The organism is Cognatundibacterium crateris, from assembly GCF_010078235.1.
Taxonomy (GTDB): Bacteria; Pseudomonadota; Gammaproteobacteria; order Burkholderiales; family Burkholderiaceae_D; genus Undibacterium; species Undibacterium crateris.
In genome coordinates, this window is record NZ_JAABOS010000003.1 from 286370 (window position 1) to 299992 (window position 13623).

At 53.8% G+C, this 13623-nt stretch carries 14 protein-coding genes; 8 read left to right on the forward strand and 6 right to left on the reverse strand.

What is annotated here, in order from left to right; translation table 11 throughout:
• Positions 1 to 22: 22 nt before the first annotated feature.
• Both dnaN and dnaA read right to left on the reverse strand, forming a co-directional pair.
• Positions 23 to 1129: a DNA polymerase III subunit beta gene (gene dnaN, locus EYB48_RS07305; RefSeq protein WP_162019655.1), complete on the reverse strand. Its 1107-nt coding sequence runs from the start codon at positions 1127 to 1129 to the stop codon at positions 23 to 25.
• A 293-nt stretch (positions 1130 to 1422) separates the two neighbouring features.
• Positions 1423 to 2817, reverse strand: a complete 1395-nt coding sequence (dnaA, locus tag EYB48_RS07310) for a chromosomal replication initiator protein DnaA (protein ID WP_162019656.1) — start codon at positions 2815 to 2817, stop codon at positions 1423 to 1425.
• 643 nt (positions 2818 to 3460) lie between these two features.
• Between dnaA and rpmH the strand changes: the two genes are divergently transcribed.
• The 5 genes from rpmH (at position 3461) to mnmE (ending at position 8217) form a co-directional block, all read left to right on the forward strand.
• On the forward strand, positions 3461 to 3595 hold the full coding sequence (rpmH, locus tag EYB48_RS07315) for a 50S ribosomal protein L34 (RefSeq protein ID WP_061535510.1): 135 nt from the start codon (positions 3461 to 3463) through the stop codon (positions 3593 to 3595).
• A 55-nt stretch (positions 3596 to 3650) separates the two neighbouring features.
• On the forward strand, positions 3651 to 4061 hold the full coding sequence (gene rnpA, locus EYB48_RS07320) for a ribonuclease P protein component (RefSeq protein WP_162019657.1): 411 nt from the start codon (positions 3651 to 3653) through the stop codon (positions 4059 to 4061).
• Between the two features lies 1 nt (position 4062).
• Positions 4063 to 4371: a membrane protein insertion efficiency factor YidD gene (yidD, locus tag EYB48_RS07325; protein ID WP_162019658.1), complete on the forward strand. Its 309-nt coding sequence runs from the start codon at positions 4063 to 4065 to the stop codon at positions 4369 to 4371.
• 8 nt (positions 4372 to 4379) lie between these two features.
• A complete protein-coding gene (yidC, locus tag EYB48_RS07330) occupies positions 4380 to 6098 on the forward strand; it encodes a membrane protein insertase YidC (protein ID WP_162019659.1) in 1719 nt (572 codons plus the stop codon).
• Positions 6099 to 6810: 712 nt separating this feature from the next.
• On the forward strand, positions 6811 to 8217 hold the full coding sequence (mnmE, locus tag EYB48_RS07335; RefSeq protein WP_162019660.1) for a tRNA uridine-5-carboxymethylaminomethyl(34) synthesis GTPase MnmE: 1407 nt from the start codon (positions 6811 to 6813) through the stop codon (positions 8215 to 8217).
• A 54-nt stretch (positions 8218 to 8271) separates the two neighbouring features.
• Here the strand turns inward: mnmE and EYB48_RS07340 are convergent, their stop codons facing one another.
• The 3 genes from EYB48_RS07340 to EYB48_RS07350 are packed head-to-tail and all read right to left on the reverse strand — an operon-like array spanning position 8272 to position 10627.
• Positions 8272 to 8991 (reverse strand): DUF6058 family natural product biosynthesis protein, encoded by a 720-nt coding sequence (locus EYB48_RS07340; protein WP_162019661.1) that lies wholly within the window; start codon positions 8989 to 8991, stop codon positions 8272 to 8274.
• Complete coding sequence (locus EYB48_RS07345) at positions 8991 to 9395, reverse strand: antibiotic biosynthesis monooxygenase family protein (RefSeq protein ID WP_162019662.1); 405 nt, start codon at positions 9393 to 9395, stop codon at positions 8991 to 8993. Before EYB48_RS07345 ends, EYB48_RS07340 begins: the two co-directional genes overlap by 1 nt.
• Entirely contained in the window at positions 9392 to 10627 is a 1236-nt protein-coding gene (locus EYB48_RS07350) for a cytochrome P450 (RefSeq protein WP_162019663.1), read from the reverse strand. The genes EYB48_RS07345 and EYB48_RS07350 overlap by 4 nt, the downstream gene beginning before the upstream one ends.
• Positions 10628 to 10701: 74 nt before the next feature.
• Here EYB48_RS07350 and EYB48_RS07355 point away from each other — a divergent pair, with 74 nt between their 5' ends.
• Positions 10702 to 11415 (forward strand): ArsR/SmtB family transcription factor, encoded by a 714-nt coding sequence (locus EYB48_RS07355; protein ID WP_162019664.1) that lies wholly within the window; start codon positions 10702 to 10704, stop codon positions 11413 to 11415.
• Here the strand turns inward: EYB48_RS07355 and EYB48_RS07360 are convergent.
• Entirely contained in the window at positions 11373 to 11717 is a 345-nt protein-coding gene (locus EYB48_RS07360; protein ID WP_162019665.1) for a hypothetical protein, read from the reverse strand. The two genes, EYB48_RS07355 and EYB48_RS07360, sit on opposite strands and share 43 nt — an antisense overlap.
• Before the next feature lie 150 nt (positions 11718 to 11867).
• Between EYB48_RS07360 and EYB48_RS07365 the strand changes: the two genes are divergently transcribed.
• Positions 11868 to 12650, forward strand: coding sequence for a class II glutamine amidotransferase (locus tag EYB48_RS07365; RefSeq protein WP_162019666.1), 783 nt, complete (start codon positions 11868 to 11870; stop codon positions 12648 to 12650).
• Positions 12647 to 13573 carry a LysR family transcriptional regulator gene (locus EYB48_RS07370; protein ID WP_162019667.1) on the forward strand — a complete coding sequence of 309 codons (927 nt, stop codon included), beginning with the start codon at positions 12647 to 12649 and terminating at the stop codon, positions 13571 to 13573. Before EYB48_RS07365 ends, EYB48_RS07370 begins: the two co-directional genes overlap by 4 nt.
• Positions 13574 to 13623: the final 50 nt, after the last annotated feature.

Below are 13623 nucleotides of genomic sequence, written 5' to 3' on the forward strand. Positions count from 1 at the left end.
GGAAGCAGACTTCGTGTCAGGCTTAAATTCGCATAGGCATGACGACGTACTTGAAGTCCGTGTTGTCTGGAATGGTGATCAGTGCGGACGAATTGGAATCGCCCAGCGAGATGCTGACCTGGTCGCATTTCAGGTTGTTCAATACGTCCAGCAGATAGCTGACATTGAAGCCGATATCGACGTTATCACCGCCGTAATCGATTTCGATTTCTTCCGCTGCTTCTTCCTGATCCGCATTGGTGGACAGGATTTGCATGCTGCCCGGTGTGATCACACAGCGTACACCTTTGAACTTGTCCGAGGTCATGATCGCAGCGCGTTGCAGCGAGCGCAGCAACTGTTCGCGACCCAGCGTAAAGCTGTTTTTATAGCCCTTAGGGATCACGCGGTTGAAGTCAGGGAATTTGCCTTCGACCAGCTTGGAGATCAGTTCGATGTCAGCAAAAGTCAGCTTAACCTGGTTGTTAGCGATGTCCAGCTGTACCGGATCATCTTTGTCTTCCAGCAGGCGCTGCAGTTCGATGATGGTTTTGCGTGGGATGATCACTTCGTGGCGTGGGAATTCCTGTTCCACTTCCACCTGGCAGAAGGCCAGACGGTGACCGTCAGTCGCTACTGCAATCACGTTTTTACCATCGACCACCAGCAGCAAGCCGTTCAGGTAGTAACGGATATCCTGTTGCGCCATGGAGAAATGCACCATGTTGAACAGGTGTTTCAGGGTCTTTTGCGGCAGGCTCACGCTGGCATTGAAATGCTCGGCTTGCGCGACGGTAGGGAATTCTTCTGCCGCCAGGGTTTGCAGCGAAAAGCGCGATTTGCCGGACTGTACGCTCATGCGTTTGTTGTCGAGCTTGAGCACGACATCATTATCGTCTGGCAGTGCGCGCAGAATATCCAGCAATTTACGTGCAGCCACGGTGGTGGCGATGCTGTCGCCACCGGAGCCGATTTCGGCCTTGGTCGTGATCTGCACTTCAATATCGGTCGAGAGGAACGACACTTGCTCACCATCTTTGCGTATGAGGATATTGGCCAAAATCGGCAATGTGTGCCGACGCTCGACAATACCACTCACAATTTGCAAAGGCCGGAGCAGTGTGTCCCGGTGGGTTTTTACCAATTGCATTTGAAATCCTCGCTAATTGTGGTTGTTAGGGTTGAAATAACTGACATCCCTGCTATACATAATTGTCACGTATATCGTCGGTTCTGTCAGATGTTTTGCCATCTGTTGTGCATTTTTGCTTGCTGCCTGCAACAATTTTATTGTTGTAAATCTCGCAAAATTTATACCCGGCAAGATTAGCGGCCTTAGCAGCTTAAACCCTGCTTGTTGCCCCCTGATGACGCGCCGCTGTGTAGCTTTGTCCGGCAGGGCGGCATCGCTGGCTAGCTGGCTAGCTGGCTAGCTGGCGTGCATCAGCCTTTCAGGGTTTGCTCCAGCACGTGTAATTCGTGATTGCATTCCGGATTCTTGGCACGGTCAGCGGTGATTTTACGTACCGCATGCAAGACCGTGGTGTGGTCGCGTCCGCCGAACAGTTCGCCGATTTCCGGCAAGCTCTTCTGAGTGAGTTCTTTCGCGAGGTACATCGCAATCTGACGTGGCCGCGCAATATTGGCCGGACGTTTTTTCGAATACATGTCGGCGACTTTGATATTGAAAAAGTCAGCCACGGTTTTCTGGATGTTTTCCACAGAAATCTGGCGGTTCTGCACCGACAGCAAATCTTTGAGCGCTTCTTTGACCACGTCTATCGTGATGTCTTTGCCGTGGAAGCGTGAGTAGGCCAGAATCTTGCGCAATGCGCCTTCGAGCTCGCGCACATTTGAGCGCAGATGTTTCGCCACAAAGAACGCTACGTCGTCAGAGAAATTGACGCCTTCCGAATGCGCTTTTTTCAGCAAAATCGCGACCCGCATTTCCAGTTCAGGCGGCTCAATCGCTACCGTGAGGCCGGAATCAAAGCGCGAGATCAGGCGGTCATCCATGCCGGTGATCTCTTTTGGATAAGTATCACTGGTGATGATGATTTGTTTTTTCGCGGCGATCAGCGCCTCGAACGCATAGAAAAACTCTTCCTGGGTACGGCTTTTACCGCCAAAGAATTGAATATCATCGATCAGCAACAGATCGAGCGAATGGTAATAGCGTTTAAATTCGTCAAAGCCTTTGCGCTGGTAAGCGGTCACCACATCACGTACATATTGTTCAGCGTGGATGTAGCGTATCTTGGCATTCGGGTTATCGACCAGAATCTGGTTACCAATCGCATGGATCAAATGCGTTTTACCCAGGCCAACACCGCCATATAAGAACAGCGGGTTATACGAGACGCCGGGATTATTCGCGACCTGAATAGCCGCGGCACGTGCCAGCTGGTTGGCCTTACCGGTCACGAAGCTGTCAAAGGTCAGATCAGAATTGATGCGGCTTTGCTCGCGGCGGGGCGAGGTTTCTGGCGCAGTAGCCGGTTCCTGGATAATTTCGACACTCAGCGCGCCCTTGTCCTGATCGCTGCCAGCGCGCGCAGGCGCAGGCGCGGACGATGCCGCGACCGGCTTCTTGCCACCGCGTGGATCAAGCACGAACTGGACTTCGACCGCGTCATCCCAGTACTGATTCGCAAGCTCAGAGATACGATTTGCGAACTGGGCTTTGACCCAGTCCAGCTTGAAACGGTTAGGCGCAGCAATGCGCAGCTTACCGTCCTCGAAATCGAGCGGTACCAGCGGTTTGATCCAGGCACTGTACTGTTGCGGAGGAAGCTCTTGCTCAAGTTGGGAAGAACAGGCTTGCCAGAAATTTTCCATGAATAACTTTACTGTGTTAGGACTTGCGCAAAACTGCCCCAGCGGCGTTATGGCTCCTTGCCGTACAAATGGTCTGTCTGCGTCGCCAAGCCTTGCCGGGACAATTTTGCGTAAGTCCTAGGTATTAAATGCAAATGCGCGGATGCCGCTTTATCGGAGGAATGTGTGGAATGTCAGCCAGTCATACCTGATTGCTGTGCAATCCACGGTGTATAACTCGCCAGTCTTCCACAGCTGACTCAGGGACTTTTACCAGTGAAATCAAGGATATCCGGGTAAAAGTTGTCTTACAGACATAAATCGGTGCCGCGCTAATCCTCTATTTTACCCCCGACTGCGGTAGTTATCCACAGCCTGATGATTAAATTTATTCTTTGCACTGCACCACTGGGGGTAAACCCGTTTTGATTAATTTTTGTGCTAAGTGATTGACACGTAAGCCAAAAATGGTGTCTAATTCAGGGTTCCCTACCCTCTTTTATTGGATGGTGCATTGTTTGTACTAATATGCAGCAAGCCATGAGCAGCGGTTTTGGGGCAGTAAAGGCGAAAGGCCTGACGTTATGCGCGAGCCGAAGTCGTATGCACGACAGCCTTTATCCGTAATTCCGATTTTTTTTATTGCTCAAATAGCGAGACCAACATGAAACGTACTTACCAACCTTCCGTCGTTCGCCGCAAGCGCACCCACGGTTTCCGCGCACGTATGGCAACCCGCGGTGGCCGCGCTGTTCTGAACGCGCGCCGCGCTAAAGGCCGTAAACGCCTGGCAGCCTGAGATCTGGCAGCTTGATTGTAAATAATTGGTCTGCGCCAGCTCCGGCTGATATCGCATGATCAATCATTTAGCTGACCCGGTTCTGGCAAATGCAGGCAATGCAGATTTTGCCCGCGTACGCCGCATCGTTAAAACGGATGAGTTTTCATCCGTTTTTCGTTTGCGGCCCGTGTATAAAACTGCGCACTTTGTGCTTTATGCCAGAACCAATGAACTGACACATGCCCGTTTGGGGGTGGTGGCTGCCAAGCGCTTTGCGCCGCGCGCCGTTACCCGCAACACGATCAAACGCGTCACGCGTGAGATTTTCAGATGCTCTGCTTTGCAATCTGTGGATTGCATCGTGCGTCTGTCGCGGCCTGTGAACGGCAAAGATGGTCCTGCTACCACTGCCCAGCTTAAACGTGAGCTGCGGGCGGAATTGCTACGTCTGTTCGCTGCACCGGCTTGCAAACTGACGGGCTGACATGAAAACGCTGCTGCTCCTGTTGCTACGCTTTTATAAGTACGCAATCAGTCCTATGCTGGGGCAGAACTGTCGCTTTTATCCCAGCTGCTCTGAATACGCAGCCGAAGCCATTCAGCTGCATGGCGCTGCCAAAGGAAGCTGGCTGGCGGGCAAACGCCTGTGCAAATGCCATCCCTGGCATCCGGGCGGTGTCGATCACGTGCCGGCCGCAGGTGAAAAAAAAGCAAACGCCCCCATATCCGTCCAATGCTGTCCTGCCCACGCTGAGCAGACTGACAGCAAGGGTCATTCTTCTCACCTTTCCTGACATACAAAATGGATATCAAACGTACCGTCCTGTGGATTATCTTCTCCATGTCACTGTTGCTGCTTTGGGATAACTGGGCCCGCCATACTGGCAAGGCTTCGATGTTCTTCCCTGGCGCCAATCAACAGACACAACAGAATACGAAAGCCAGTGCCTCTGCCAATGCAGGGACTTTACCGGCTGCGAACGTTGCGGCTGCCGCGGCTTCCAATGCGGTGCCAGGCGCGCCTGAAATCAAGCGTGAAGTGATCACCATCACGACCGACGTATTCAAAGCAGATATCGATACCCAGGGTGGTGAGCTGAAGCGTCTGGAACTGTTGCAGTTCAAGGCAGCCGTGCATCACGATCACTGGTATGAGCCTTTCCTGGAACTGTTCAGCAGCAAAAAAGCAGCGCAGCCCAGCCAGAATATTGTGCTGTTTGATCAAAGTGCAAAACGTACTTATCTGGCGCAATCCGGTCTGATCGGTGGCAATTTCCCTAACCATAAATCTGCCTTTGTGGCTAAGCCAGGTGTGCGCACACTCACGGACGGCGCCAAGCAGGTACAACTGGAGCTGGAATCGGAAGTCGGTGGTGTGAAGCTGACCAAGACCCTGACTTTCAAACGTGGTGACTACATCATCGACGTACGTCATGAAATCACCAATAACACGACAGCGGCGATCACGCCTTCGGTCTACATGCAGTTGCTGCATGACGGCACCAAGCCTGAATCCGGCGGCATGTTCTCCGCGACGGGTGAATTCTATGCACCGGCTGTGTACAGTGAAGCAGAAAAATTCCAGAAACTGGAATTCGAAAAAATCGAGAAAAATACTGCCAGCCATGCGATGAAAGCCGACAGTGGCTGGGTCGCGATGCTGCAGCACTTCTTTGTGTCTGCCGTGATCCCTGCTGACAAAACGCAGCGTGATATCTTCACCAAGAAAATCGATACCAATCTGTATGCAGTCGGTAATATCCTGCCAGTCGGCAGCGTAGCACCGGGCGCGACTGTGGCTAACGACCTGCGTCTGTATTCCGGTCCACAATCGACCGCCAGCCTGGAAAAAATCGCACCTGGCCTGGATCTGGTCAAAGACTACGGCATGCTGGCTTTCATCGCCAAGCCGCTGTTCTGGCTGATGGAACTGATCCACAACGTGATCGGTAACTGGGGCTGGACTATCGTAGTCTTCACCATCGCGATCAAACTGGCGCTGTTCCCTTTGTCTGCTGCCGGTTACCGCAGTATGGCGAAAATGAAAGTCGTCACACCGAAGATGCAGGCCGTGCGTGAGCGTTATAAAAACGATCCGCAAAAAATGAATCAGGCCATGATGGAGCTGTACAAAACAGAGAAAATCAATCCTCTGGGCGGCTGCTTCCCTATCCTGGTTCAGATGCCGATTTTCCTGGCGCTGTACTGGGTATTGCAAGCGAGTGTGGAAATGCGCGGCGCGCCGTGGATGGGTTGGATCACCGATCTGACCGCGCCAGATCCGCTGTTCATTCTGCCTGTGATTTACGCGATTTCCATGTTTATCACGACCAAACTCAATCCTGCACCGGCTGATCCGGTACAGGCGAAGATGATGATGTTCATGCCTTTGATTTTCTCGGTCATGTTCTTCTTCTTCCCGTCGGGTCTGGTGTTGTACTGGGTAGTCAATAACATCCTGTCTATCGGTCAGCAGTGGGTGATCAATAACAAGATGATCCCGCCAGAGCACAAGGCCTAATGCACACAACAAGCCCGCAGATGCGGGCTTGTTTTTTGGTTGGGTTTGTTTGCTTTGTTGTTGGGCCAGGCTTTGTGGGGGCTTTGCCTAAGCTTTGCCTAAGCGTTGCCGGGTGTGGCCCGGCGGCCACTTACTTTTTCTTGCTTCGCCAAGAAAAAGTAAGCAAAAAGAAGGCGACCGCAATGTCACTGCCCCTGCGGGGTTCCCTTTGCTGCGAGCCAAAAAATGGGAAAGCTTCGAAACTCGCTGCGCTCAGACAACGAAGCTTTCTTATTCCATTTTTTAACTCGCATCAAAGGCAGTGCCTGAGCGGATAGTGCCGCACTCCCGCGCGCAACGATCGCCCTTAGGCGGAAGGTGATCCGCTTGAGACGATGCAATTGATGTGGTCTGGAAAATGGATCAGAAATGACCGCTGTCTGAGCGTAGCGAGTTGCGGTCATTTCCCATTTTACTGAGCACATCAATTGTGCTGTAGCGTAGCGTAAGCACCCGAAGGGCGAGTCTTGCGGTCGTCTTTCTTTTGCTTCCTTTTCTTTGACGAAGCAAAGAAAAGGGAGTGGCCGCCGGGCCACCCCCGGCAACGCTTAGTCAAAGCATCCATGAAGCCAAATAACCAAGCCCACAAACTTTGTCGCATTTCCGTCACACAATACACATCGAAAACACAAGCTTACTGGGTGCTAACTCAGAGCACAGATAGAATTTACTTATGATTTATGAACCTATCCCTATCGCCGCTATTGCAACCGCGCCTGGACGCGGTGGTATCGGCGTTGTCCGTATTTCGGGCAAAGACCTGGGCCCGGTGATACGGGCTTTGTTTAACGACACCCAGTTCAAACCGCGCCATGCAACGTATTTGCCGTTCACGCAAGCCGATGGCAGTGTGATCGATCAGGGTATCGCGATTTATTTCAAAGCACCCCATTCCTACACTGGTGAAGACGTGCTGGAGCTGCAAGGCCATGGTGGCCCGGTGGTGATGCAGATGTTACTGAGCCGTTGTCTGGAAGCGGGCCAGGCCGCCGGTTTGCGCCTGGCTGAGCCGGGCGAGTTTACGCAGCGTGCCTTCCTCAACGACAAGCTCGATCTGGCGCAGGCGGAAGCGGTGTCCGATCTGATCGAGGCCTCGACCGAGGCCGCTGCTAAGTCGGCTTCGCAATCCTTATCCGGCGCTTTTTCGCGCGTGATCCATGAACTGGTCGATAAGGTGGTGAATTTACGCATGCTGGTGGAAGCGACGCTGGATTTTCCTGAAGAAGAAATCGATTTCCTGGAAAAATCCAATGCACGCGGTCAGCTCAGCACCATACAGGCAGCTTTGCAAAAAGTATTTGAACAGGCTGCACAGGGCGCTTTGTTGCGCCAGGGTCTGAACGTGGTGCTGGCCGGGCAGCCGAATGTGGGCAAGTCTTCTTTGCTCAATGCGCTGGCCGGGGATGATGTCGCCATCGTCACACCTATCGCCGGAACCACGCGCGATAAAGTCACAGAAACTATTCACATCGAAGGCATCCCGCTCAATATCATCGACACCGCCGGTATCCGGCATGAGCATGATGATGCCGAGCCGGGCGGCATCGTGAATGCGATTGATGCGGTCGAACGCATAGGCATAGAACGCACCTGGGCCGAAGTGGAAAAAGCGGATGTGATCCTGCATTTGCTGGATGCCAGCCGTGGCCCTACCCGCGCCGATGAAGCCATCGTGGCACGCTTTCCGGATGGCGTGCCTGTCATCCGTGTGTGGAACAAAATCGACTTGTCCGGCCATCATGCCAGTGTCGATCCTATGGAAGATGCAACTCACATCTATCTGTCGGCGCAGGACCATGTAGGGATAGATTTATTGCGCCAGGAATTGCTGCGTATTGCAGGCTGGGAGCAAACCGGTGAATCCCTGTATCTGGCACGTGAACGTCATCTGATTGCCCTCAAACACGCACATGAACATCTGCAGCAAGCCGCTGAGTATGCGGCGCAAAACGATCAGTTACTCGATTTATTCGCCGAAGAATTACGCCTGACGCAGGACAGACTCAACAGCATCACCGGTGAATTCACCAGTGATGATTTGCTGGGTGTGATTTTCTCGCGTTTTTGTATCGGTAAATAAGCGTCAGTCCTGAGCATGCATGGCCAGCGGATGCTGGCCGCAGATGCATGACACTCAGTCAGCATGTGCCATTTGTCTGAGCCGCTCTGTTACCTGGGGTTTCAGTGCATCCACCAGGTGGTAGCGGCTGCTCAGTGGATAGTCCAGCGGTGAAAATGGCATCGTCACCTGCTCATAACGCTCCATCGTCGCCAGCAGCGTGCTTAGCTGCTGATGCGTCAGCTGATCCCACGCAGTGTCCCGGATCAGGGAATTCATTTTTTCCTGCAGCACTTCTTTCAGCGCTAACTGCGCAATCGAATCAGGACAGGCAACGCAAATACCGAAAGTGCCGTTTTGAAACGCATTCCAGATCTGGCTGCAACGCTGCTGCATGCCACTTTCTATGCGCTGGTCCTGCACATCAAAGCAATCGCTGAGCCGCCACAGCGTCTGATGTAAGCGCTGTAATTCTGCGCTCAGTTGTTGGCAGAATGCGGCTTTGATTTGCGCCTGCCGCAGATGGCTGGTCTGGCCTGCGCCAGTATCCAACACAAACTTCACCCAGCCCTGGTATTCGGGGCGGAAAAATTCACCGGCCTTGCTGCCTGCAGCCTCCATGCTGCCAAAAACTTTGCTGTGTACGCGGCCTGTGCTATCGACGATATACGAAGGCGCAGGGATCAGGCCTTCCGCTAACAGCGTGCGCAACATGCTTTGATCGATGCCGCAATGGGCGGCGTAGGCGGGTGCGGGCAGAAAATAGTGCTGCAGATAGTCGTCAAGCTGAGTCATCAGACTTCCTTGAAATGGGTGAAGTTGCTCTTGTCGGCGGCACTTTGATTCCCGCCGTGTAAGTTCTTGCTGTCTGCCGGTGCCTGATCCCGCTCCGTCATCCCGTAATCCCGGATGACCGCGGCGATTCTTAAACGGTAGCCGCTAAACAGATGGCTCCGGCCTGCGATCTGGGCGGCGCGGTGCGCATCCAGATCACGCCAGGCGCGCACCGCATCTTCATCGCGCCAGAATGACAAAGATAAAATCTTGCCTGGCTCACGCAGACTCTGAAAGCGTTCTATCGAGATGAAGCCATCCATATTCTGCAAAGTCTCGCCGAGTTCGGCTGCCAGTTGCTGGTAGCCCTTCAGAGCATCCGGACCTTCCGGCTTGATGCTGACTTCAAAGATAACCGCGATCATGCTGTTTCCTTAGTATGAGTCCAAACCGGCAGCCGCCCGTTGGCGGAGTTTTCATAGCTGACCTGCCACTGATCCAGCGCCAGTGACCATGTGCCTGCCAAGCGTGTGGCCGTGGCGGTGATCTGGCAGGCCAATTGCTGGCCAGGGCAGGCATGGCGTCCATAGCCAAAGCTGTACAGTGTGCGCTGAGGCCGCTGCAAACGAAATTCGCAGGCTTGTTCATGGATAGCCGTATCGATATTGGCTGCCGCCAGTAGTAACAATACGACCGCATCTTGCGGCAGATACGTGTTACCGATATGGGTGGCGGTTGTGACATAGCGGCGGGTATTCTGTACCGGCGAGTGCAGGCGGCATACTTCTGCGACCCAGTCATTGATCAGGTCTGGCTGTTGCAGCACTTGCAAAAAGACGGCGGGGTAGTGCGTGCTATACATCAGACTGGCCTGCAACAAGCCACGGCTGGCTTCATACGTCTGTGACAGCAGGCCTATGCAATTAGCGATGATGGCTTCAGCTGGCATTCCGCCTGACTTTCTGGCTTTAAGATGAATTTGTGCCAGCAAACTGTCTGCTGCTAATTCGCTCTCAGCCAACTGCGTGAAGGTGTGCAGCAGAGCTTGCGCCGCCTGATTGGCTGCGGCGATAGCCACGGCATCACCGGGCTTGGACAGCGCATGCACAAAAGCGGCAATGTGGCTTCTGATCTCCGGTATCAGGTATTCAGGGCAGCCAGATAATTCAGCCACCACATACAAAGGCAGATCGCGTACCAGCTGATTCATGGCCGTCGCACTGAGCTTGTATTGCGCCGGATGCGACGCTGGCGGCGTCTGTGTTTCCGCTAAGGCTGCCGCCAGTCTGTGTGCGACCTGTTCAGTCGTTTGCTGCACGCGCTGCCCATCCAGCTGTTGCAGACAGTCTTGCAGGATGCGCTTGCCAGTGGCATGGGTCTGCCCCTCATTCATGCGTATCAGCTGCTGGAAAATCTGCGCTGTGCTGCCGCTACCCAGCGCAGCCGGTACCATTTCAGCGGGCGGACGTACCGCGCAAGCCGGGGAGTTGAATATCTCCATGATGTCGCTTGCATGGGCCGCGATCCACATCCTGAGTTCAGGACAGTAGTGTATGCCCGGCTGCTCCAGCAATTGTCGGTAATAGCCGGGCGCCGCAGGATGCGAGGCAGCGGCGATTGCATGGGGAATCGGTGGATTGAGGAAGTCTGTTTGCATATCTGTGTCTTTCCTGATGAATTTGCCGCAGAATACGCGTGGATTGATGAATACACTTCGTTGGGGGTCAAACTATGGATGTCGTTACGCCAGATCAGCAGTTAGCCAGAATCGCCGCATTGATTGCAGACCCGGCGCGTGCCCGTATGCTTTGCTGTCTGCTGGATGGTCGTGCGCGTACCGCGACCGAGCTGGCTGCAATCGCCGACATCAGCGCCTCCACCACCAGTGTGCATTTAGCGAAATTCACTGAGCAGGGCTGGCTCAGGATGCTGCCACAGGGCAGGCACCGGTATTTTCAATTGGACAGGCCCGACGTCGCACAGGCGCTGGAGTCCTTATTGCGACTGGCAGCGCAAGATCTGCCGCCATTTCAGGCTTCGACACCGCAGCGACTGCGGCTTGCGCGGCGCTGCTATGACCATCTGGCCGGAGAAATTGCCGTTGCTGTTCATGATGCCTGCTTTGCGCAGCATCACTTGATTCGGCAGGAGGACGGACAGGAAGACTATCAGCTCACACCAGGCGGAGAGCAACTGTTCGCGCGCATGGGAATCGAGACTGCGAGTCTGCGTAGCAAAAGGCGGCGTTTCGCATGTGCCTGTATGGATTGGAGTGAGCGCCGCTCCCATCTGGCAGGCGCATTGGGGGCGGCTTTGTTGAGCCATGCAATGCAACAGCGCTGGCTGGAAGCGGATTTAGATAGCAGGGCTTTACAGCTTACCTCTGTGGGCAAGCGCCAGTTTCAGGCATTTTTTGGTATCACCATTGGGCTGCCTTGTTCCTGATCCAGCAGAGACAGCACTGCAGGGCGCAGAGTACGCAGGTAGAGATGATCGGCCAGTAATTGCAGCAAGAAGCTCAGCGTTAACATAGGCAGCGCTCCAAACAGCTCGGAGTCGTACATAAATGCTGCAAAGGCCAGGATGTTGATGACACCGCTGGCAACTGCCCACCAGTGACGGCGCTGGCTGTTGAAAGCTGATTGCTGAGCCGTCTCCAGCAATGCCGGATAGCGTACTGGCGCGACTTCAGCCAGCTCTGGGATTGCTTTGAGTATCGAGTCCTGAAAATAGACCAGGTAAAACATGTCGCCCTCATTTGCGGTGCTTAAATCATTGCCAATATAGCACAGCGAACTCAGCACTTAGCAAGGATTTACGTGTTCTGCGCAGCCCAGAGCGCAATAGCCAGCCGGCTTATGTTAAGGTAGATCGTGTGAACATTTAAACTCTGCATCATGTGTCAATTACTAGGAATGAATTGCAATACCCCGACCGATATCGTCTTCAGCTTTACCGGTTTTGCGACGCGCGGCGGTCTGACCGATGAGCATAAAGATGGCTGGGGCATCGCTTTTTTTGAAGGCAATGGCGTGCGCCTGTTTGTCGATCATCAGCCCGCGATGAGCTCGCCGGTGGCAGAGCTCATCAAACGCTATCCGATCAAATCCGAAAATGTGATTGCACATATCCGCAAAGCGACGCAGGGCGAAGTGATGCTGGAAAACTGCCATCCGTTTGTGCGCGAATGCTGGGGCAAATACTGGGTATTTGCTCATAATGGCGATCTGAAAAATTTTGCGCCCCAGCTCGATGGCAGCTTTCTGCCGGTCGGCAGCACCGACAGCGAAACTGCATTCTGCTATCTGTTACAGCGCATGCGTGAACGCTTTGGTGAGCAAAGCCCGGACTTGCCCGCACTGAGCCGCTTCATGCAAGATATTTGCCGTGAAATCGCGGCCTATGGCACCTTTAATCTGATGCTGTCTAACGGAGAGGCCTTGTTCACCCATTGTTCGACCAAGTTGCACTACATCGTGCGTCAGTATCCTTTCCCTACTGCCAGCCTGTCGGATGAACAAATGAGTGTGGATTTTTCTGAAGTGACCACACCACGCGACAAGGTGGCAGTGATCGTGACCGAACCACTCACTCATAATGAAAGCTGGACCCAGTACCAGCCCGGTGAGCTGAAAGTCTTCGTCGATGGTGATGTCTGGCTGGCAGGAGAGGCCGCATGAACCCGCGTCTGGTCGATCAGCTCGATACCAACTTACTGCGCGTGCTGCATACCTTGCTGACTGAGCGCAGTGTGACCCGCACCGCGATGAAGCTGGGACAGTCACAGCCAGCGATCAGTAATATGCTCAAACGGCTGCGCGATATCACTGGCGATGCGATTCTGGTGCGCGGTAAAAACGGCATGACACCGACTGAGCGTGGTCAGGAATTACTGCAACTGGCGCAGCAGGGGCTGAAGGTGATGGAGAGTATCGCCAGTCCCGCGCCCGCCTTTGTCGCCGCGACTACCCAACGCGTATTTCATCTGGGGGCGCCGGATTATCTGAGCGTGCTGTTGCTGCCGCTGGTGATGGAAAAAGTGCGTGAACTGGCACCAAATGCAGGCCTGGTGATCCATGCGCTGAATGCCGGCTTTGATTATGCGACTGCACTGGAAAACGGCGAACTCGATTGCGTGATCGGCAACTGGCCGGATCTGCCGCCGCAACTACATATCGCTCAATTGTTTGAAGATGAGCTGGTCTGCATGGTGAACCGCAAGCATCCTGTGGTCAGCAAAGGACTGTCGCTGCGCTACTATCTGGATATGCCACATCTGGCACCGACGCCCTATATGGCAGGACACCGCAGCATCATCGACACGGCCCTGGCTGAATTGGGGCATAAGCGCAAAATCCAGATGACGCTGCCTTATTTCGGCATGGTGCCGTATGTCTTGTCACGCACAGATTTGCTCTTCACCACCAGCCGCAGCTTTGCGGTGCAATGTGCGAAAGACTGGCCGATAGAAGTGCTGCCGGTACCGGTTCCTATGCCTAAGATGAAATTCTTTATGCTCTGGCATGAGCGTGTGCATGCGGCAGCGGAAGTGCAGTGGTTACGAAAAATCATTGCCGAATCAGCGCAACAGGTGTGCGCCTAGCCATAAAAAAACGCGACTCACTGGTGAGCCGCGTTTTTATTTAGGTCAGT

What these genes read in the sequence shown, in the direction of transcription:
- dnaN (WP_162019655.1), bottom strand. Translation starts at nt 1,129, where the DNA reads ATGCAATTGGTAAAAACCCACCGGGACACACTGCTCCGGCCTTTGCAA.
- dnaA (WP_162019656.1), bottom strand. Translation starts at nt 2,817, where the DNA reads ATGGAAAATTTCTGGCAAGCCTGTTCTTCCCAACTTGAGCAAGAGCTT.
- rpmH (WP_061535510.1), top strand. Translation starts at nt 3,461, where the DNA reads ATGAAACGTACTTACCAACCTTCCGTCGTTCGCCGCAAGCGCACCCAC.
- rnpA (WP_162019657.1), top strand. Translation starts at nt 3,651, where the DNA reads ATGATCAATCATTTAGCTGACCCGGTTCTGGCAAATGCAGGCAATGCA.
- yidD (WP_162019658.1), top strand. Translation starts at nt 4,063, where the DNA reads ATGAAAACGCTGCTGCTCCTGTTGCTACGCTTTTATAAGTACGCAATC.
- yidC (WP_162019659.1), top strand. Translation starts at nt 4,380, where the DNA reads ATGGATATCAAACGTACCGTCCTGTGGATTATCTTCTCCATGTCACTG.
- mnmE (WP_162019660.1), top strand. Translation starts at nt 6,811, where the DNA reads ATGATTTATGAACCTATCCCTATCGCCGCTATTGCAACCGCGCCTGGA.
- EYB48_RS07340 (WP_162019661.1), bottom strand. Translation starts at nt 8,991, where the DNA reads ATGACTCAGCTTGACGACTATCTGCAGCACTATTTTCTGCCCGCACCC.
- EYB48_RS07345 (WP_162019662.1), bottom strand. Translation starts at nt 9,395, where the DNA reads ATGATCGCGGTTATCTTTGAAGTCAGCATCAAGCCGGAAGGTCCGGAT.
- EYB48_RS07350 (WP_162019663.1), bottom strand. Translation starts at nt 10,627, where the DNA reads ATGCAAACAGACTTCCTCAATCCACCGATTCCCCATGCAATCGCCGCT.
- EYB48_RS07355 (WP_162019664.1), top strand. Translation starts at nt 10,702, where the DNA reads ATGGATGTCGTTACGCCAGATCAGCAGTTAGCCAGAATCGCCGCATTG.
- EYB48_RS07360 (WP_162019665.1), bottom strand. Translation starts at nt 11,717, where the DNA reads ATGTTTTACCTGGTCTATTTTCAGGACTCGATACTCAAAGCAATCCCA.
- EYB48_RS07365 (WP_162019666.1), top strand. Translation starts at nt 11,868, where the DNA reads ATGTGTCAATTACTAGGAATGAATTGCAATACCCCGACCGATATCGTC.
- EYB48_RS07370 (WP_162019667.1), top strand. Translation starts at nt 12,647, where the DNA reads ATGAACCCGCGTCTGGTCGATCAGCTCGATACCAACTTACTGCGCGTG.